Source organism: Kitasatospora sp. NPDC032121 (genome assembly GCF_055580145.1).
On sequence record NZ_JBVILX010000007.1, the window covers coordinates 47,503 to 59,808 of the forward strand.

The 12,306-nt window shown below is 73.9% G+C and carries 17 protein-coding genes; 10 read left to right on the forward strand and 7 right to left on the reverse strand.

Annotation, left to right across the window (positions count from 1 at the left end):
• Window positions 1-96 precede the first annotated feature (96 nt).
• On the reverse strand, window positions 97-1,065 hold the full coding sequence (locus tag ACZ5OX_RS19830) for a pirin family protein (RefSeq protein WP_465631496.1): 969 nt from the start codon (window positions 1,063-1,065) through the stop codon (window positions 97-99).
• Between the two features lie 96 nt (window positions 1,066-1,161).
• Here ACZ5OX_RS19830 and ACZ5OX_RS19835 point away from each other — a divergent pair, with 96 nt between their 5' ends.
• The 7 genes from ACZ5OX_RS19835 (at window position 1,162) to ACZ5OX_RS19865 (ending at window position 7,021) form a co-directional block, all read left to right on the forward strand.
• Window positions 1,162-1,650 carry a carboxymuconolactone decarboxylase family protein gene (locus ACZ5OX_RS19835; RefSeq protein WP_465631498.1) on the forward strand — a complete coding sequence of 163 codons (489 nt, stop codon included), beginning with the start codon at window positions 1,162-1,164 and terminating at the stop codon, window positions 1,648-1,650.
• Between the two features lie 176 nt (window positions 1,651-1,826).
• Complete coding sequence (locus tag ACZ5OX_RS19840; protein WP_465631500.1) at window positions 1,827-3,092, forward strand: serine hydrolase domain-containing protein; 1,266 nt, start codon at window positions 1,827-1,829, stop codon at window positions 3,090-3,092.
• A gap of 90 nt (window positions 3,093-3,182) precedes the next feature.
• Window positions 3,183-3,668 (forward strand): hypothetical protein, encoded by a 486-nt coding sequence (locus ACZ5OX_RS19845; RefSeq protein ID WP_465631502.1) that lies wholly within the window; start codon window positions 3,183-3,185, stop codon window positions 3,666-3,668.
• Window positions 3,669-3,783: 115 nt separating this feature from the next.
• Window positions 3,784-4,350, forward strand: a complete 567-nt coding sequence (locus ACZ5OX_RS19850; protein ID WP_465631504.1) for a GNAT family N-acetyltransferase — start codon at window positions 3,784-3,786, stop codon at window positions 4,348-4,350.
• Window positions 4,347-5,087, forward strand: coding sequence for a leucine-rich repeat domain-containing protein (locus ACZ5OX_RS19855; RefSeq protein ID WP_465631506.1), 741 nt, complete (start codon window positions 4,347-4,349; stop codon window positions 5,085-5,087). Before ACZ5OX_RS19850 ends, ACZ5OX_RS19855 begins: the two co-directional genes overlap by 4 nt.
• 228 nt (window positions 5,088-5,315) lie before the next feature.
• Window positions 5,316-6,560, forward strand: a complete 1,245-nt coding sequence (thrS, locus tag ACZ5OX_RS19860) for a threonine--tRNA ligase (protein WP_465631508.1) — start codon at window positions 5,316-5,318, stop codon at window positions 6,558-6,560.
• A gap of 176 nt (window positions 6,561-6,736) precedes the next feature.
• Entirely contained in the window at window positions 6,737-7,021 is a 285-nt protein-coding gene (locus ACZ5OX_RS19865) for a hypothetical protein (protein ID WP_465631509.1), read from the forward strand.
• Between the two features lie 76 nt (window positions 7,022-7,097).
• Here the strand turns inward: ACZ5OX_RS19865 and ACZ5OX_RS19870 are convergent, their stop codons facing one another.
• Window positions 7,098-7,499, reverse strand: coding sequence for a VOC family protein (locus ACZ5OX_RS19870; protein WP_465631511.1), 402 nt, complete (start codon window positions 7,497-7,499; stop codon window positions 7,098-7,100).
• A gap of 145 nt (window positions 7,500-7,644) precedes the next feature.
• On the opposite strand from ACZ5OX_RS19870, the gene ACZ5OX_RS19875 reads away from it, so the two are divergent.
• Window positions 7,645-8,121: a MarR family winged helix-turn-helix transcriptional regulator gene (locus ACZ5OX_RS19875; protein ID WP_465631513.1), complete on the forward strand. Its 477-nt coding sequence runs from the start codon at window positions 7,645-7,647 to the stop codon at window positions 8,119-8,121.
• 22 nt (window positions 8,122-8,143) lie between these two features.
• Here the strand turns inward: ACZ5OX_RS19875 and ACZ5OX_RS19880 are convergent, their stop codons facing one another.
• Both ACZ5OX_RS19880 and ACZ5OX_RS19885 read right to left on the reverse strand, forming a co-directional pair.
• Window positions 8,144-8,770 (reverse strand): C40 family peptidase, encoded by a 627-nt coding sequence (locus tag ACZ5OX_RS19880; protein ID WP_465631515.1) that lies wholly within the window; start codon window positions 8,768-8,770, stop codon window positions 8,144-8,146.
• Between the two features lie 269 nt (window positions 8,771-9,039).
• Window positions 9,040-9,609, reverse strand: a complete 570-nt coding sequence (locus ACZ5OX_RS19885; protein WP_465631889.1) for a TetR/AcrR family transcriptional regulator — start codon at window positions 9,607-9,609, stop codon at window positions 9,040-9,042.
• Window positions 9,610-9,707: 98 nt separating this feature from the next.
• On the opposite strand from ACZ5OX_RS19885, the gene ACZ5OX_RS19890 reads away from it, so the two are divergent.
• Window positions 9,708-9,998, forward strand: a complete 291-nt coding sequence (locus ACZ5OX_RS19890; RefSeq protein WP_465631517.1) for an antibiotic biosynthesis monooxygenase — start codon at window positions 9,708-9,710, stop codon at window positions 9,996-9,998.
• Window positions 9,999-10,046: 48 nt separating this feature from the next.
• Here ACZ5OX_RS19890 and ACZ5OX_RS19895 read toward each other — a convergent pair whose 3' ends face one another.
• Window positions 10,047-10,274, reverse strand: a complete 228-nt coding sequence (locus ACZ5OX_RS19895; protein WP_465631519.1) for a hypothetical protein — start codon at window positions 10,272-10,274, stop codon at window positions 10,047-10,049.
• Window positions 10,275-10,349: 75 nt separating this feature from the next.
• Here ACZ5OX_RS19895 and ACZ5OX_RS19900 point away from each other — a divergent pair, with 75 nt between their 5' ends.
• Complete coding sequence (locus ACZ5OX_RS19900) at window positions 10,350-10,535, forward strand: hypothetical protein (protein ID WP_392882222.1); 186 nt, start codon at window positions 10,350-10,352, stop codon at window positions 10,533-10,535.
• Between the two features lie 48 nt (window positions 10,536-10,583).
• Here the strand turns inward: ACZ5OX_RS19900 and ACZ5OX_RS19905 are convergent, their stop codons facing one another.
• Entirely contained in the window at window positions 10,584-11,216 is a 633-nt protein-coding gene (locus ACZ5OX_RS19905; protein ID WP_465631521.1) for a peptidase inhibitor family I36 protein, read from the reverse strand.
• 116 nt (window positions 11,217-11,332) lie between these two features.
• Window positions 11,333-12,160: a DUF4389 domain-containing protein gene (locus ACZ5OX_RS19910; RefSeq protein WP_465631523.1), complete on the reverse strand. Its 828-nt coding sequence runs from the start codon at window positions 12,158-12,160 to the stop codon at window positions 11,333-11,335.
• Window positions 12,161-12,306 lie beyond the last annotated feature (146 nt).

Below are 12,306 nucleotides of genomic sequence, written 5' to 3' on the forward strand. Positions count from 1 at the left end.
TCGACGGGGGCGTTGGGGGGGGGGGGGCGTACGGGACCTCTGGCTCGGGGGTGCGGCGGCCCCGCCCCCCCCACCCCCGATTGGCAAATGCCCAGGTCAGCGTACGTTTCCGCGGGGCTTGAGGGGGGTCCCCGGGAGTTCCGGGGCGGGGAGGCGGTCGCCCGGGTAGCCCTCGACGGCGCCGAAGCGGTCGGAGGCGGCCTGCCACTCCTCGCGGGCCTGGACTATGTCCTCGTGGGACCGTCCGATGAAGTTCCACCACATGACGATCTGCTCCTCGAACGGGGTGCCGCCGAGCAGGACCAGCCGGGCGTCGGTCCCCGCGGTGTTGGTGAGGGTGAGGGTGCGGCGGCCGGGGGCGACGTAGCCGAGGTCGGCGGGGTGCAGCGGGGTGTCGAGGAGGCGGATCTCGCCGCTGTCGACCAGCACGCCATGTTCGAAGGCGGGGTCGACGTCGAGGGTGACGGTGGCGTGCGGGCGCAGGGTCAGTTCGGCGCCGAGCAGCGGGGTGAAGGTGGGGACGGGGGAGGTGTCGCCGGCGAGGGTGCCGAGGAACACCCGTGCCTCGCCGCCGTCGAGGGCGACCGGGGCGGGCACGTGGTGGTGGAAGTCGCGTCCGGTGTGGCGGTGCTCCTCGGGCAGGGCGACCCACAGCTGTACGCCGTGCAGGACGGTGGTGGCCGGGGTGGAGACCTCGGAGTGGGCGATGCCGCGGCCGGAGGTCATGAGGTTGACCTCGCCCGGGCGGACGTAGGCGTGCACGCCGAGGCTGTCCCGGTGCTCGATCTCGCCGGTGAACAGCCAGCTCACGGTCTGCAGCCCGGTGTGCGGGTGCGGGGCGACGTCCATGCCGCCGGTGGTCGCGACGTCGTCGGGTCCGTAGTGGTCGACGAAGCACCAGGCGCCGATCGTGGTGCGGGAGCGCTGCGGCAGGGTGCGGCGTACGGTCATCGCGCGCGGGCCGCCGAGCGGCACGTCCCGGGCGGGCAGGACCTCCACCCGCGGGTCGGCGGCGGGGGTGCCGGCGCGGTCGGTCTGGACGCGGTCGGTCTCGGCGGTGCTCACGGGTGGGTCCCTCCCGGGTGTCAATTAGTTCTATATTCAACTATCATGCCATGGCAGAGTGGCGGACGACAGTTGCGATCAGCCTAAGGAGTCCAGGTGAGTGATGTGACGGTGGTCCCGACGGACCGGCGGGTGTTCATCGACAAGCAGAGCCCCCAGGTGTACCGGGCGATGCTGGCGGCCGCCGAGGCGGCGCGCGAAGCCGCGGCCGCGGCGGGGCTGGACCGTCGGCTGATCGAACTGGTCAACCTCCGGGTGTCGCAGATCAACGGCTGCGCCTACTGCCTGCACGTGCACACCAGGGCCGCGATCCGCGAGGGCGAGAGCGCCCAGCGCCTGGGCGTGCTCGCCGCCTGGCGCGACACCGAGGTGTTCAGCGACCGCGAGCGGGCCGCGCTCGGGCTGGCCGAGGCGACCACCGCCCCGGCGGACGCGGCGCTCCAGGAGGCCGCGTACGGCGTGGCGCGCCAGGTGCTGAGCGACGAGGAGATCTCCGCGGCGGTCTGGGTTTCCATCGCCATCAACGCCTTCAACCGGGTGTCCATCCTGAGCAAGCACCCGGTCCGCCCGGCCGCGGCCCGGTAGCCGCGCGCCGGAGGGTCTCCACCCTCCACCGACGGGCCTCCGCCGTTCGGTGGAGGCCCTCCGTTGGCCGATGTACAACCGGCTCCTCCCGGCGGGGGATGACGGACCGTCAACGATGCGGCGAGGCTGGGCGGCGAGGGCGAGGAACTGCTCGCCGACGGCGAAGGTGGGGTCGCATGGCACGTCGTACGCTTTCCGCGCTGGTGGGGGCGGTCTGTCTGGCGCTGGCCGGGCCGGTCGTCTCGGCCGGCGCCGTCGAGCCCGCGGGCGGGCAGCCGGGCGCCGGTGACCCGAGGGCGGCCGCCCTGCGGGCGGTGACCGGCGCCGGTGCGGTCGGGGCGATCGCGGAGGTCAGGGACGGCAACGGGGTCTGGCGCGGGGCGTCCGGCGTCTCCGACCTGGCCACCGGCGCACCGGTCCGCGCGGACGGGCGGTTCCGGGTCGGCAGCGTCACCAAGGTGTTCACCGCCACCACGGTGCTCCAGCTGGTCGGGGAACGGCGGATCGGCCTGGACGACCCGGTCGAGCGGTACCTGCCCGGGCTGGTCCCGAACGGCGACCGGATCACCGTCCGCCGGCTGCTCAACCACAGCTCCGGCCTCTGGGACTCCACCAACGAGAAGGGCGGGGTGTTCCCCGACTGGACGGACCCGGCGGGCATCCGCGACTGGCTGGACCACGGCGGCCTGACGCGGCACATCACCCCGGCCCAGGTGGTCGCCTCCTCGGTGGCGCACCCGCCGGCCTTCCCGCCGGGCGCCCGGTTCGGCTACTCCAACGTCAACTACACCCTGCTCGGCATGATCATCGAGAAGGTGACCGGGCACGGCTACGCCCAGGAGGTCACCGCGCGCATCCTGCGCCCGCTCGGCCTCACCGGCACGTACTTCCCGGGCACGGCCACCGGCATCCGGGGCCCGCACGCGCACGGCTACTGGACGCTGCCCGAAGGCCCCGGCCCGCAGGACCGCAGCGACCGGGACGTCACGGTCGCGAGCCTCACCTGGGCGAACTCGGCCGGTGAGCTGATCTCCACCCTGGGTGACCTGAACCGCTTCCACCGGGCCCTCCTGGACGGCCGGCTGCTGCCGCCGGCGCTGCTCCAGGAGATGACCACGACCACCCCCATCGTGGTCGACGGCGGACCGTCCTCGCTGGGCTACGGGCTCGGGCTGGCCCGCTGGGAGCTCTCCTGCGGTCCGGTCTACGGGCACGACGGCTCGGTGCCCGGCTACAGCACCCAGCTGTGGAACTCGGGCGACCGGCAGGTGTCGCTGTCCGTCACCCCGCGCGGCGACGAGGCGCAGTTCGTCGCGCAGCTGCAGGCGGAGGGCGGCTTCCTGGAGCAGGCGTTCTGCGGCACCGGGCAGCGGGGGACCGGCGCGGCGGAGGCGGCGGGGGTGGCGCAGGGGCCGACCGCCGTGGCGCCGAAGCTGGGCTGACCGCCCGCCGTTTCCGCGGCTCCGAAGAGGGGGACGAGTGCCCGGGGAAAACGGGTGGCGTCGGCGTGGCCGGGTGGTGGGACTGCACCGGTGAACGCCTTGCCGCTGCTGCCCGTACCGGACCCGCGCGCCCACTTCGTCGCCCCCGACTACGCGGGCATGGACACCCTGGTCGCCGGTCTGGCGCTGCCGGCCGGGGCGTCCAGCTCCGTGATGAGCGTGCTGGAGACCTCCCGGGAGCTCATCCGGCACTCGTACTTCCGCTATGAGTTCGCCACCGTCGCCGTCACGCACGCGCTGTTCGCCCTGGAGCAGGTCCTCGCCGAGCGGCTGGCCGTCGGCGGGCCGCTCCCGGAGCTGATCGAACGGGCCGTCGCCGAGGGGCTCCTCGGGGACGGCCCGGCCGCCGAACTCGGCCACGGCGTGCGGCTGCGCGACCGGCTCGCGCGGGGCGCGGCGACGAGTGCCGACGTCAGTCCGGAGCGGGCCGCCGGGCTGACCCTCGCCGTCTTCACCGCCGTTACCGCGCTGCTCCGCCCGGTTGCGGCGGAGCGCCACCTCCCGCCCGCGACCTGAGCCCGGCGTCCTGAGGCCTGCGTCCTGAGCCCCGCGAGCGGTCACGGGCCGGAGTTCCACCCGGTGGCCAGGGTGCGTACGGTGATCCACACACCATCGGAGAGGGGCTTGGGTCATGGCGGGAACGGAAGAGGGGCCGGAGACGGTGCTGACCACCGAACGGCTGGTGGTGCGGCAGTGGACCATGGCGGACCAGGACCGCGCCTTCGACATCTACTCCCGGTCGGAGGTCGCCCGGTGGATCGGCCGGGCCCCGCGGGCCATGACCGAGCCCGAGGAGGCCCGGGCCTTCGTCGAGCGCTGTCGGAAGCGTTCCGTCGATCCGCGCTACGGCGCCTGGGCGATCGAACGGCGTGACACCGGGGTCGTCGCCGGTACCGTCCTGCTGGTGCCGCTGCCGGACGGCGACGGGGAGATCGAGGTCGGCTGGCACCTCCATCCCGACAGCTGGGGGCAGGGCATTGCCACCGAGGCCGCCCGGGCCGTCCTGGCCAAGGGATTCGCCGACGGGCTGACCGAGATCCGGGCCGTGCTGGCCCCGGACAACGCCCGGTCGGCGGCGGTGTGCCGGCGCCTGGGGATGACCAGCACCGGGCTGACCGACCGGTGGTACGGCCGGGAGTTGGCGGAGTTCCGCATCACCGCCGACCAGGCGGCAGGCATGGGGACGTGGGTGCGATGACGGGTCCGACGGATGTGACGCTCAACCTCTGGCGTCGGCCGCTCGACGAGGCACCGGCCGAGGTGTGGGACCGCACCGAGCTGACGGTGCTCATCCTCGCCGAGACGGGGATCAGTGAACTACCGTCCGGCATCGGCAGGTTGACCGCGCTGCGGACCATCGACCTGGGGCACAACCGACTCGCCGAACTGCCCGTCGAACTCTTCGACCTCACCGGACTCGGGGACTTCCTCTACCTGCACGACAACGCGCTGACCGCCCTGCCCGAGGAACTCGGCCGGCTCACTGCGCTGCGCTACCTCAACGTGGGTGAGAACCGGCTCGCCGAACTGCCCGCCACCATCGGCGGGTTGGCCTCGCTGGTCGAGCTGCGCGCGCAGCACAACCGGCTCACCGCCCTGCCGGAGTCGATCGGCGGACTCCGCTCACTGCGTGAACTCTGGCTGCGCGGCAACGAGTTGACCGGCCTGCCGGAATCGGTCGGGCAGCTCGGCGAGCTGCGCGAGCTGGAGCTCCGGGAGAACGCGCTCGCCGAGGTCCCCGCCGTGCTCGCGGGGCTTCCCCGGCTGCGCCGCCTCGACCTGCGTGGCAACCGGATCGCCGAGCTGCCCGACTGGTTGGCCGATCCGGGCGCGCTGCCCGCGCTGGAGAAGCTGGACCTGCGGTGGAACGACGCGCGGCCGTCGGCCCGGCTGGTGGCGGAGCTGGCCGCGCGCGGCTGCGTCACGCTCTTCTGAGCCGGGCGGCCTTCCGGGCCCGGGCGGCGCCGTCCGTAAAAGACCGGCACCCACCGGCGCGGAGCTGCTACCGTGGAACGCATGAAGCGCGCTGCACTCGTCACGACGACGCCGGAGAGAGTCCCGGCGCGCTGACTGCTGATCTAGTCCGAAGCCCCGGGGCGAGTGCCCCGGGGCTTCGCCGTTCCCGGACCCACTCGCCCGCAGACCCGAGTGGAGACCACCGCCATGCACGACCACCCCAAGCACGACCACCGCAAGCTCGGCCGTGAACTCGACCTGTTCGACACCGACCCGCTGATGGGCTCCGGTCTGCCGTACTGGCTCCCCGACGGCGCCGCGATCCGCCACTCCCTGGAGGAGTTCATCCGCGGCCGCGAGCGCCGGGCCGGCTACCGCCACGTGTACTCCCCGGTGCTCGGCAAGCGGGAGTTGTACGAGATCTCCGGCCACTGGGCGCACTACCGCGAGGACATGTTCCCGCCCATGGAACTGGGCTCCGAGGAGATGGTGCTGCGCCCCAGCCTCTGCCCGCACCACGCGCTGATCTACCGCTCCCGCTCCCACAGCTACCGTGAACTACCATTGCGCATGGCGGAGTTGGGCGGCATGTACCGCTCCGAGCTGTCCGGGGTGCTGGGCGGACTGACCAGGGTCCGGGCGATCCAGCTGAACGACGCCCATGTCTTCTGCACCCCCGAGCAGGCGGCCGACGAGGCCGTCGCCGCACTGGAGTTGATCCGTGAGGCGCACCGGGCGCTGGGTGTCGTCCCCGTCCGCTACCGGCTCTCGCTGCCGGGCGAGGGCGGCAAGTACGTGGCGGATCCGGCGCTCTGGGAGCGCGCCGTCGCGCTGCTCACCGAGGTGCTGGAGCGCTCCGGGGTGCCCTTCGAGGCGGCGGAGGGCGAGGCCGCGTTCTACGGGCCCAAGATCGACGTGCAGATCGCCGACGGCGCCGGGCGCGAGTTCACCCTCTCCACCGTGCAGATCGACTTCCATCAGCCCGAGCGGTTCAACCTGCACTACATCGGCGCGGACGGCGCCAAGCACCGCCCGGTGATGGTGCACCGCAGCGTGATCGGGAGCGTCGAGCGCGTGGTCGCCCACCTGATCGAGCTGTACGGCGGTGCGTTCCCGGCCTGGCTCGCGCCCGTCCAGGTGGCGCTGCTGCCCGTCTCCGAGGCCGAACTGCCGCAGGCCGAACGGTTCCGGCAGCGTTGTCTGGACCTCGGACTGCGCGCCGAGGTCGCCGGTCCGGAGCACGGCAGTCTGGGCGCCCGGATCCGGGAGGCCAGGCTGGTGCCGTACCAGGCGGTGATCGGGGCGAAGGAGGCCGTGGACGACCGGGTCGCGCTGAGGCTGCGGGACGGTCGCCGGCTGGAGCCGCTGCCGGCCGAGGAGGCGTGGGCGCGGATCGGCGCGCTGGTGGCGGCGTGCGACTCGGAACTCTGGGCGGAGGATGCCGAGCGCTGAACCGGGGGCCGCGACGGTAGCGGCGCCGCCGCCACCGTCCGGCACGCCGGTGGCGTCCGTACGACTAGTGCGGCGCGCGGTGTGTCGGCCGGGCGGCGGATGGCGGCCGACCGTCGAATGGGCCCCGCGGCCGAGGCGATGGCCGCCGCTGTCCCCACCCGTACGGAGGTACCCCGATGTGCATCCCCCGTGGCCTCGCCGTTCCCGCCCTGGTCGGCTCGCTCGCCCTCGCCGGGGCCGTGGCCGCCTCCCCGGCCGGCTCGGCGGAACTCCGCCCGCTGCCCATCCCGGCCGTCCAGTACTGCGCCGCCGTGCTCGGGCACGTCCCGGGGGCCGACACCGCCTCGCAGACCCTCGGGCGGGCCTGCTCCTCGGACTTCAGGACGGATCAACTCGCCCAGGCCGGTGCCGGCTTCGGATCCTTCGGGCCGATGGGGCGACCCCTCCCGCCGATGCAGTAGGCCGGCGGGCGCGTCCCCCGGCCCGCACCGCAGCGCACGAGACGCGAGCCCCGTGCGGTGCGGGGCCGGGGGGCAGTCAGTAGGACTGGAGCTCGACCAGGCGGCCGTCCGGGTCGCGCAGATGGGCGTTGCGCAGGGTGGGGCCCCACTCCGGGCGGTCGGTCGCCGGCGTGACCGGGGTGCCGCCGTGGCGCAGGCAGAGGTCGAGGGCGGCGTCCACGTCGTCGACCCGCAGGACCAGCATCGCGGCGTCCTGTGCGGGTGGCCCTGCTTGCAGCCCGGTGCCGAGGGCGGCGGCCATCGCGGAGCGGTCGAAGAGGGCCAGGAGGGTCTGGTCGGCGAGGTCCCAACTGGCGTACGGGCCCTCGGGTGCGCCCTTGGCCAGGATGGCGCCGGTGAGGGCCGGCAGGACCGCGCGGTAGAAGCCGAAGCACTCGGCGAAGCGGGTGACGAGCAGACGGGAGTACAGGGCGTCCACGGGCGAACTCCTGGGCGACGGGGCGACCTTCCGAACGGGTGGGCCGAACGGGCGGGCCGGACAGGCGTGGTGGATAGGCGTGGCGGATAGGCGTGGGAATTAGTGGGTCGACACCCACTATAGGGAGAGACCCTAGACTGACGCCATGGCCTCCGAGAACCCGCCGCCCGCCGTCGGCCTCCCTCCGTCGCTGCTGGACCTCAGCACCTACCTGCTCTCCCGGATCGGCCGGACGGCGCGCGCCCGGCTCGCCGAGTGCTTGGCCGAACGCGGCCTGCGGCTCTGGGACATGGCGGTGCTGGCCGCGCTCGCCGACTTCGGACCGCAGGCCCAGCGGGACCTGGTGCGGCGGCTGGCCATCGACCCGAGCGACCTGGCCAAGGTCGCCGACCAGCTCGCCGCCGCCGGGTACGTCGAGCGGGCCAGGGACCGGGCCGACCGGCGTCGGGTCTCGGTCTCGGTGACCGACGCCGGACGGGCGCTGCTCGCCGAACTGGACGCGCTGGCGCGGGCGGTGCAGGACGAGGTGCTCGCGCCGCTGGACGCCTGGGAGCGGCGGGCCCTGCAGGAGTTGCTGCTGCGGGTCCACCACGGGACGGGGGAGTGGCGCGGCGGCCCGTGACCGCCCGGGCCGGTCGGCCGGCTCAGGCTGTGGGCTGCCCCGGGCGGCGGGCACCGGCGAACTCGCCCGCCCAGCGCGGGACGTCGAGCACGTTCTCGACCCGGGCGACCAGGGTGCCGGTCCGCTCGGCGTGGATCATCGCGCCGTCGCCGACGTGGATCCCGACGTGGTGCAGCGGAGCGTCGGGGCGGGAGAAGAACAGCAGATCGCCCGGGGCGAGCGCGTCGAGCTCCACCGGGGCGCTGAGGTTGAACTGCGCGCCCGTGTAGTGCCCGAGTTCGACGGTGCCGTGGCTGGCCCGGTACCAGCAGTAGAGCGACAGGCCGCTGCAGTCGAACCCGACCGTCTTCTCGCCCATGCACACCCCGTTCAGCCAGCCGTTGTCGGCGTCGCAGAAGCCGAGGCTCGCGCCCAGCCGGTCGCCGCCGCCCCAGGCGTACGGCACGCCGAGCTGGCTCGCGGCCACGTCGGCGACCCGGCGGCCCAGTGCGGCGGCCGGCAGCGATCGGGCGGCCTCGGGCGAGGCGTCGGACGCGGCCTGGGCGGCCGGGCCGAGCGCCGGGACGAGGCCGGCCCCGAGCGCGAGGCCGAGCATGCGGCGCCGACGGACTCCGGAGGCCTGGTCGGGGCCGGACGGTTGGGGCTGCATGACGGTGCCTCCCGGTGCTGTGGCGGTGGCGAGGGATGGGCGCTCGGGGGCGTGGTGCCCGGGCGCACGTACCAGCATTCCGCTCCGGCGGGCCGCTCCGCCATCACCCGCAATGGTGAATCGCGGACGCAACGGCCCGAAAGCGGAGGGGAGTTCGCCGGTGAACGGTTCGAGGGCCGTCCAGGAGGGGCCGACGACGGGCGCGAACGTTCGGTCGTGATCGAGGGCCGAGGAAGCCTGGGTGCGCCCGTCGGGCCGGCCGTAACGGGTCAGCGGGCGGGGCCGTCGGACGGCTGCCTGAGGATGAGGCAGCCGGCGCGGTCGAGGACCTCGGCGCGGGTGCGGCCGGGGTGGTCGGCGGCGAGGAAGTGGTTGCCGATGGCGAGGCAGAAGGCGAGCAGGCTGCGGGCCTCGATCTCGTCGGGGTCGGTGCAGACGGTGCCGATGGCTTCGCGCAGCAGATCCATGCGCCGGTTGTCCACGCGGCGCAGGCGTTCGGCGACGGCCTGGTCGCGGCGGGCCCAGTCGCGGACGGCGAGGTCGATGGGGCGCAGGCGGTCGGAGAAGGTGAGCTTCCCGGCGAGGCGGGCCTTGGCCCGGGTGTCCGCGTCCTCGTGGGCGAGCCGGTCGAGGACGTCGTCGGTGGCCTCGTGCTCCCAGGTGTCCAGCATCTCCGTCAGCAGGGCGTCGCGGTCGGCGAAGTAGCCGTAGAACCCGCCTTTGGTCACGCCGAGGGACTTGGCCAGGGCTTCGACGCGTACGGCGTCCACGCCGCCCGAGGCCAGTGCCTGCAGTCCGGCCTCGACCCACTTCTCACGCGGTGTGCGCAACGCGCCCATGGTGTGGTCCACCTCACGATCCCACCCGTTGTGCGGAGGCGTACAACGGGCCTAGCCTCTGGTTATACGCAATCGTACAACACTGGGAGGGCACCGTCATGTCGTTCGGTTTCGTCGCGTTCCACTACCCGAAGCCCGAGTGCGTCGAGGAGTTCGTCGGCCGCTGTCACCGGGTCCGCGAGGTGCTGGCCGCGCGGCCGGGATTCCTGCGGGCCGAGGTCTGGGTCACTCCCGAGGGCGACGCGGTCGTCACCACCGGCGAGTTCGGGTCCCAGGAGGCGTTCCAGGGGGCGTTCGCCGCCGTGGGGCGCGAGGCCGGCGAGGCGGTCGTGTTCGACGAGCGCGAGGTCAGGCCCCGCGAGGTGCGCACCCTGCTGTCGCGGGGGTGAGGGGCCGCCGGCGCCGGCGTGTGACCGGGCGCCCGGCGGGGGAGACGGCTACTCCGTCGCGCAGTCCAGGACCCGGCCGTCGGCCGTGCCGACGGGCAGACGCCCGTGCCCGGGGGCGGTGAGCGCCGTGGGGACGGCGGGGACGCCGGCGACCGTCAGCCGGTGGCGCCGGCGGAGGGTGCCGGTGCGCAGGTCCAGGGCCGGCAACTCGCCGTCGCGGTACGCGACGTGCGCGGTGCTCCCGTCGAAAATCCTCCCAACCGGCGCCGTCGTCAAGCGCGGTTGACGCTCGGCGTGGCCATCGGGCCGTGGCGGCAAGGAAGTTGGCCGTGGCGACCCTACGCTTGGGCCATGAAGCAGCACATCGTCACGTTGGTCCTCGGCGGCCTCCTGCTCGGCATCGTCGCGTTCGGCGCGGGCTGGTTCGCGGCGGACTCCCGGCAGACGGCTCCGGCGCCGACGTACATCATGGTCACGCCGGAGCCGGTCGCCACGGGCGGCGCGGTCTCGCCGCCGCCTTCGGCCGGCGGCCGGTAGCGCGGCCGGCGGGTCGGTCGGCGGGTCGGTCGGGGGATCGGTCGGCGGCTACTGCCTGACGGCCCAGAAGCGATCGGCCATGTTGTCGTAGGCGACCGACCCGGACAGCGCCTGGGCCGGCTCCTTCCAGAGCATCTGCCACTGGCCGTCGCCCGGGTCGTTGTCCACGATCACCTCCAGGCCGCGCGCCGTGTTCACCCAGCTGCTCGCCTGGTCGCGGAACCCGTAGTCGGCGAAGTACACGGCGGCGTCCTCGTGGAAGAGGTTGAACTGGAGGCGGCGGCCGCCCCAGTTCTTTTCGGTGTAGAAGCAGTAGTAGGACGGTTCGGTGGCCGGGGTGGGGCAGTTCTTCCAGTCCGGGCCCCGGGGCGTGCGGCGGCGGTGGTCGCCGCTCCAGGCCGGCGCCTGCGCCTGGCCGGGGAGGGGGAGTACCACCACCGCCCCGTCGGGGTAGCTGACCTCGTTGGCGGCGGTCTGCCTGCCGCCCCGGCTCGTGGCGAGCTGGGCGTCCACCGACCGCTGCAGCGCGTCGCGGTCGCCGTCGCTGAGGGCGGTGATGACGGTCCGCTGGTCCCCGGGAGGGGTGTGCGCGGAGGCGGCCTGTACGCCGAGGGGCGCGGCCAGGAGCACGAGGGCCCCGGCCGTACGGACGAGAAGTCGGCGGACTCGAGAGTGCGTCATATGCCAAACGTAGCCGTACACATACTGCCGGTAACCTGACTTTCTCGATCAGGCGGCGCGTGCGCGGCAGGGGCGCGCTGGTGCGTACGCGCCCCCCGATCGGGCGAACCTGCGCGTCACTCCCTGGGCGCGTGGCCGGCGGGTCCGGGAACGAGCGGCGCGACGACCCGCTCGGCCGGGCCGGTGGTGCCGTCGTCGTCGTTCTCGTCCGAGGTCACCGAGGCGGTGATCGAGCCCGTCGCCCAGGAGGCCAGGCCGAGGATCAGGAAGAGGACCAGCAGGCCGCGCCCGGCTCCGCTCAGGACCAGCGGCCGGGTGGCCGAGGCCGGGCCCTGCGGCTCGCTGCCCGGCTCGTCGCCGAACAGGCGCTTGGGGTAGGCGGACGAGATCATCACCAGGTAGGCGGCGTAGCGCATCCGGTAGCGCACGATCGCGGCCGTCGCCTCGAACAGCGGCTGCGGCATCCGGCCGAGGACCAGCACCACCAGCCAGAGGACGAACGACACCGTCCACCACCCCGCGTTCACCAGGGCCTGCACGATCGAGGCCGGGATGACCAGGACGATGCGGAACAGCACGGCGAGCCGGTTCAGCTCACCGGGCCGCAGGCCGACCTGCACCGGGTAGTCGGGGACCTCGAACCGGAACGGCGGGTAGCGGTCCACGGTGAGCATCAGGTATGCGGTGACCCGCGTGTCGTACGGGAGGAACGCGGTCAGGTAGTCCGCCACGAAACCGGGCAGCCGGCCCAGCACCAGCGCGCCGAACCAGCCGATGACGGTGACGAAGAACCCCACCACCGACAGCACCCACACCACCACGAACTGGGGGATCAGCAGCAGCGCCCGCAGCAGCACCGTCCAGCGGTTCTGCGGGCCGGGGGCCGGCATGTCCAGGACCGGGAGCCACTCGCGGCTGACGGGGGCGGGGGGAGCCTGCCACATCCGGGCCTCCACGGTCTCGGGACGACGGGACCCGGCCGTCGGGCGTTGCCGGGTGCCCTCCGAAGATCGCAGCAACCCGCCCGTCCCGCCCGTCCTGCTGCGCCGGACGGGGCAGCAGGACCGGGCAGCAGGACCGGGCTGCAGGA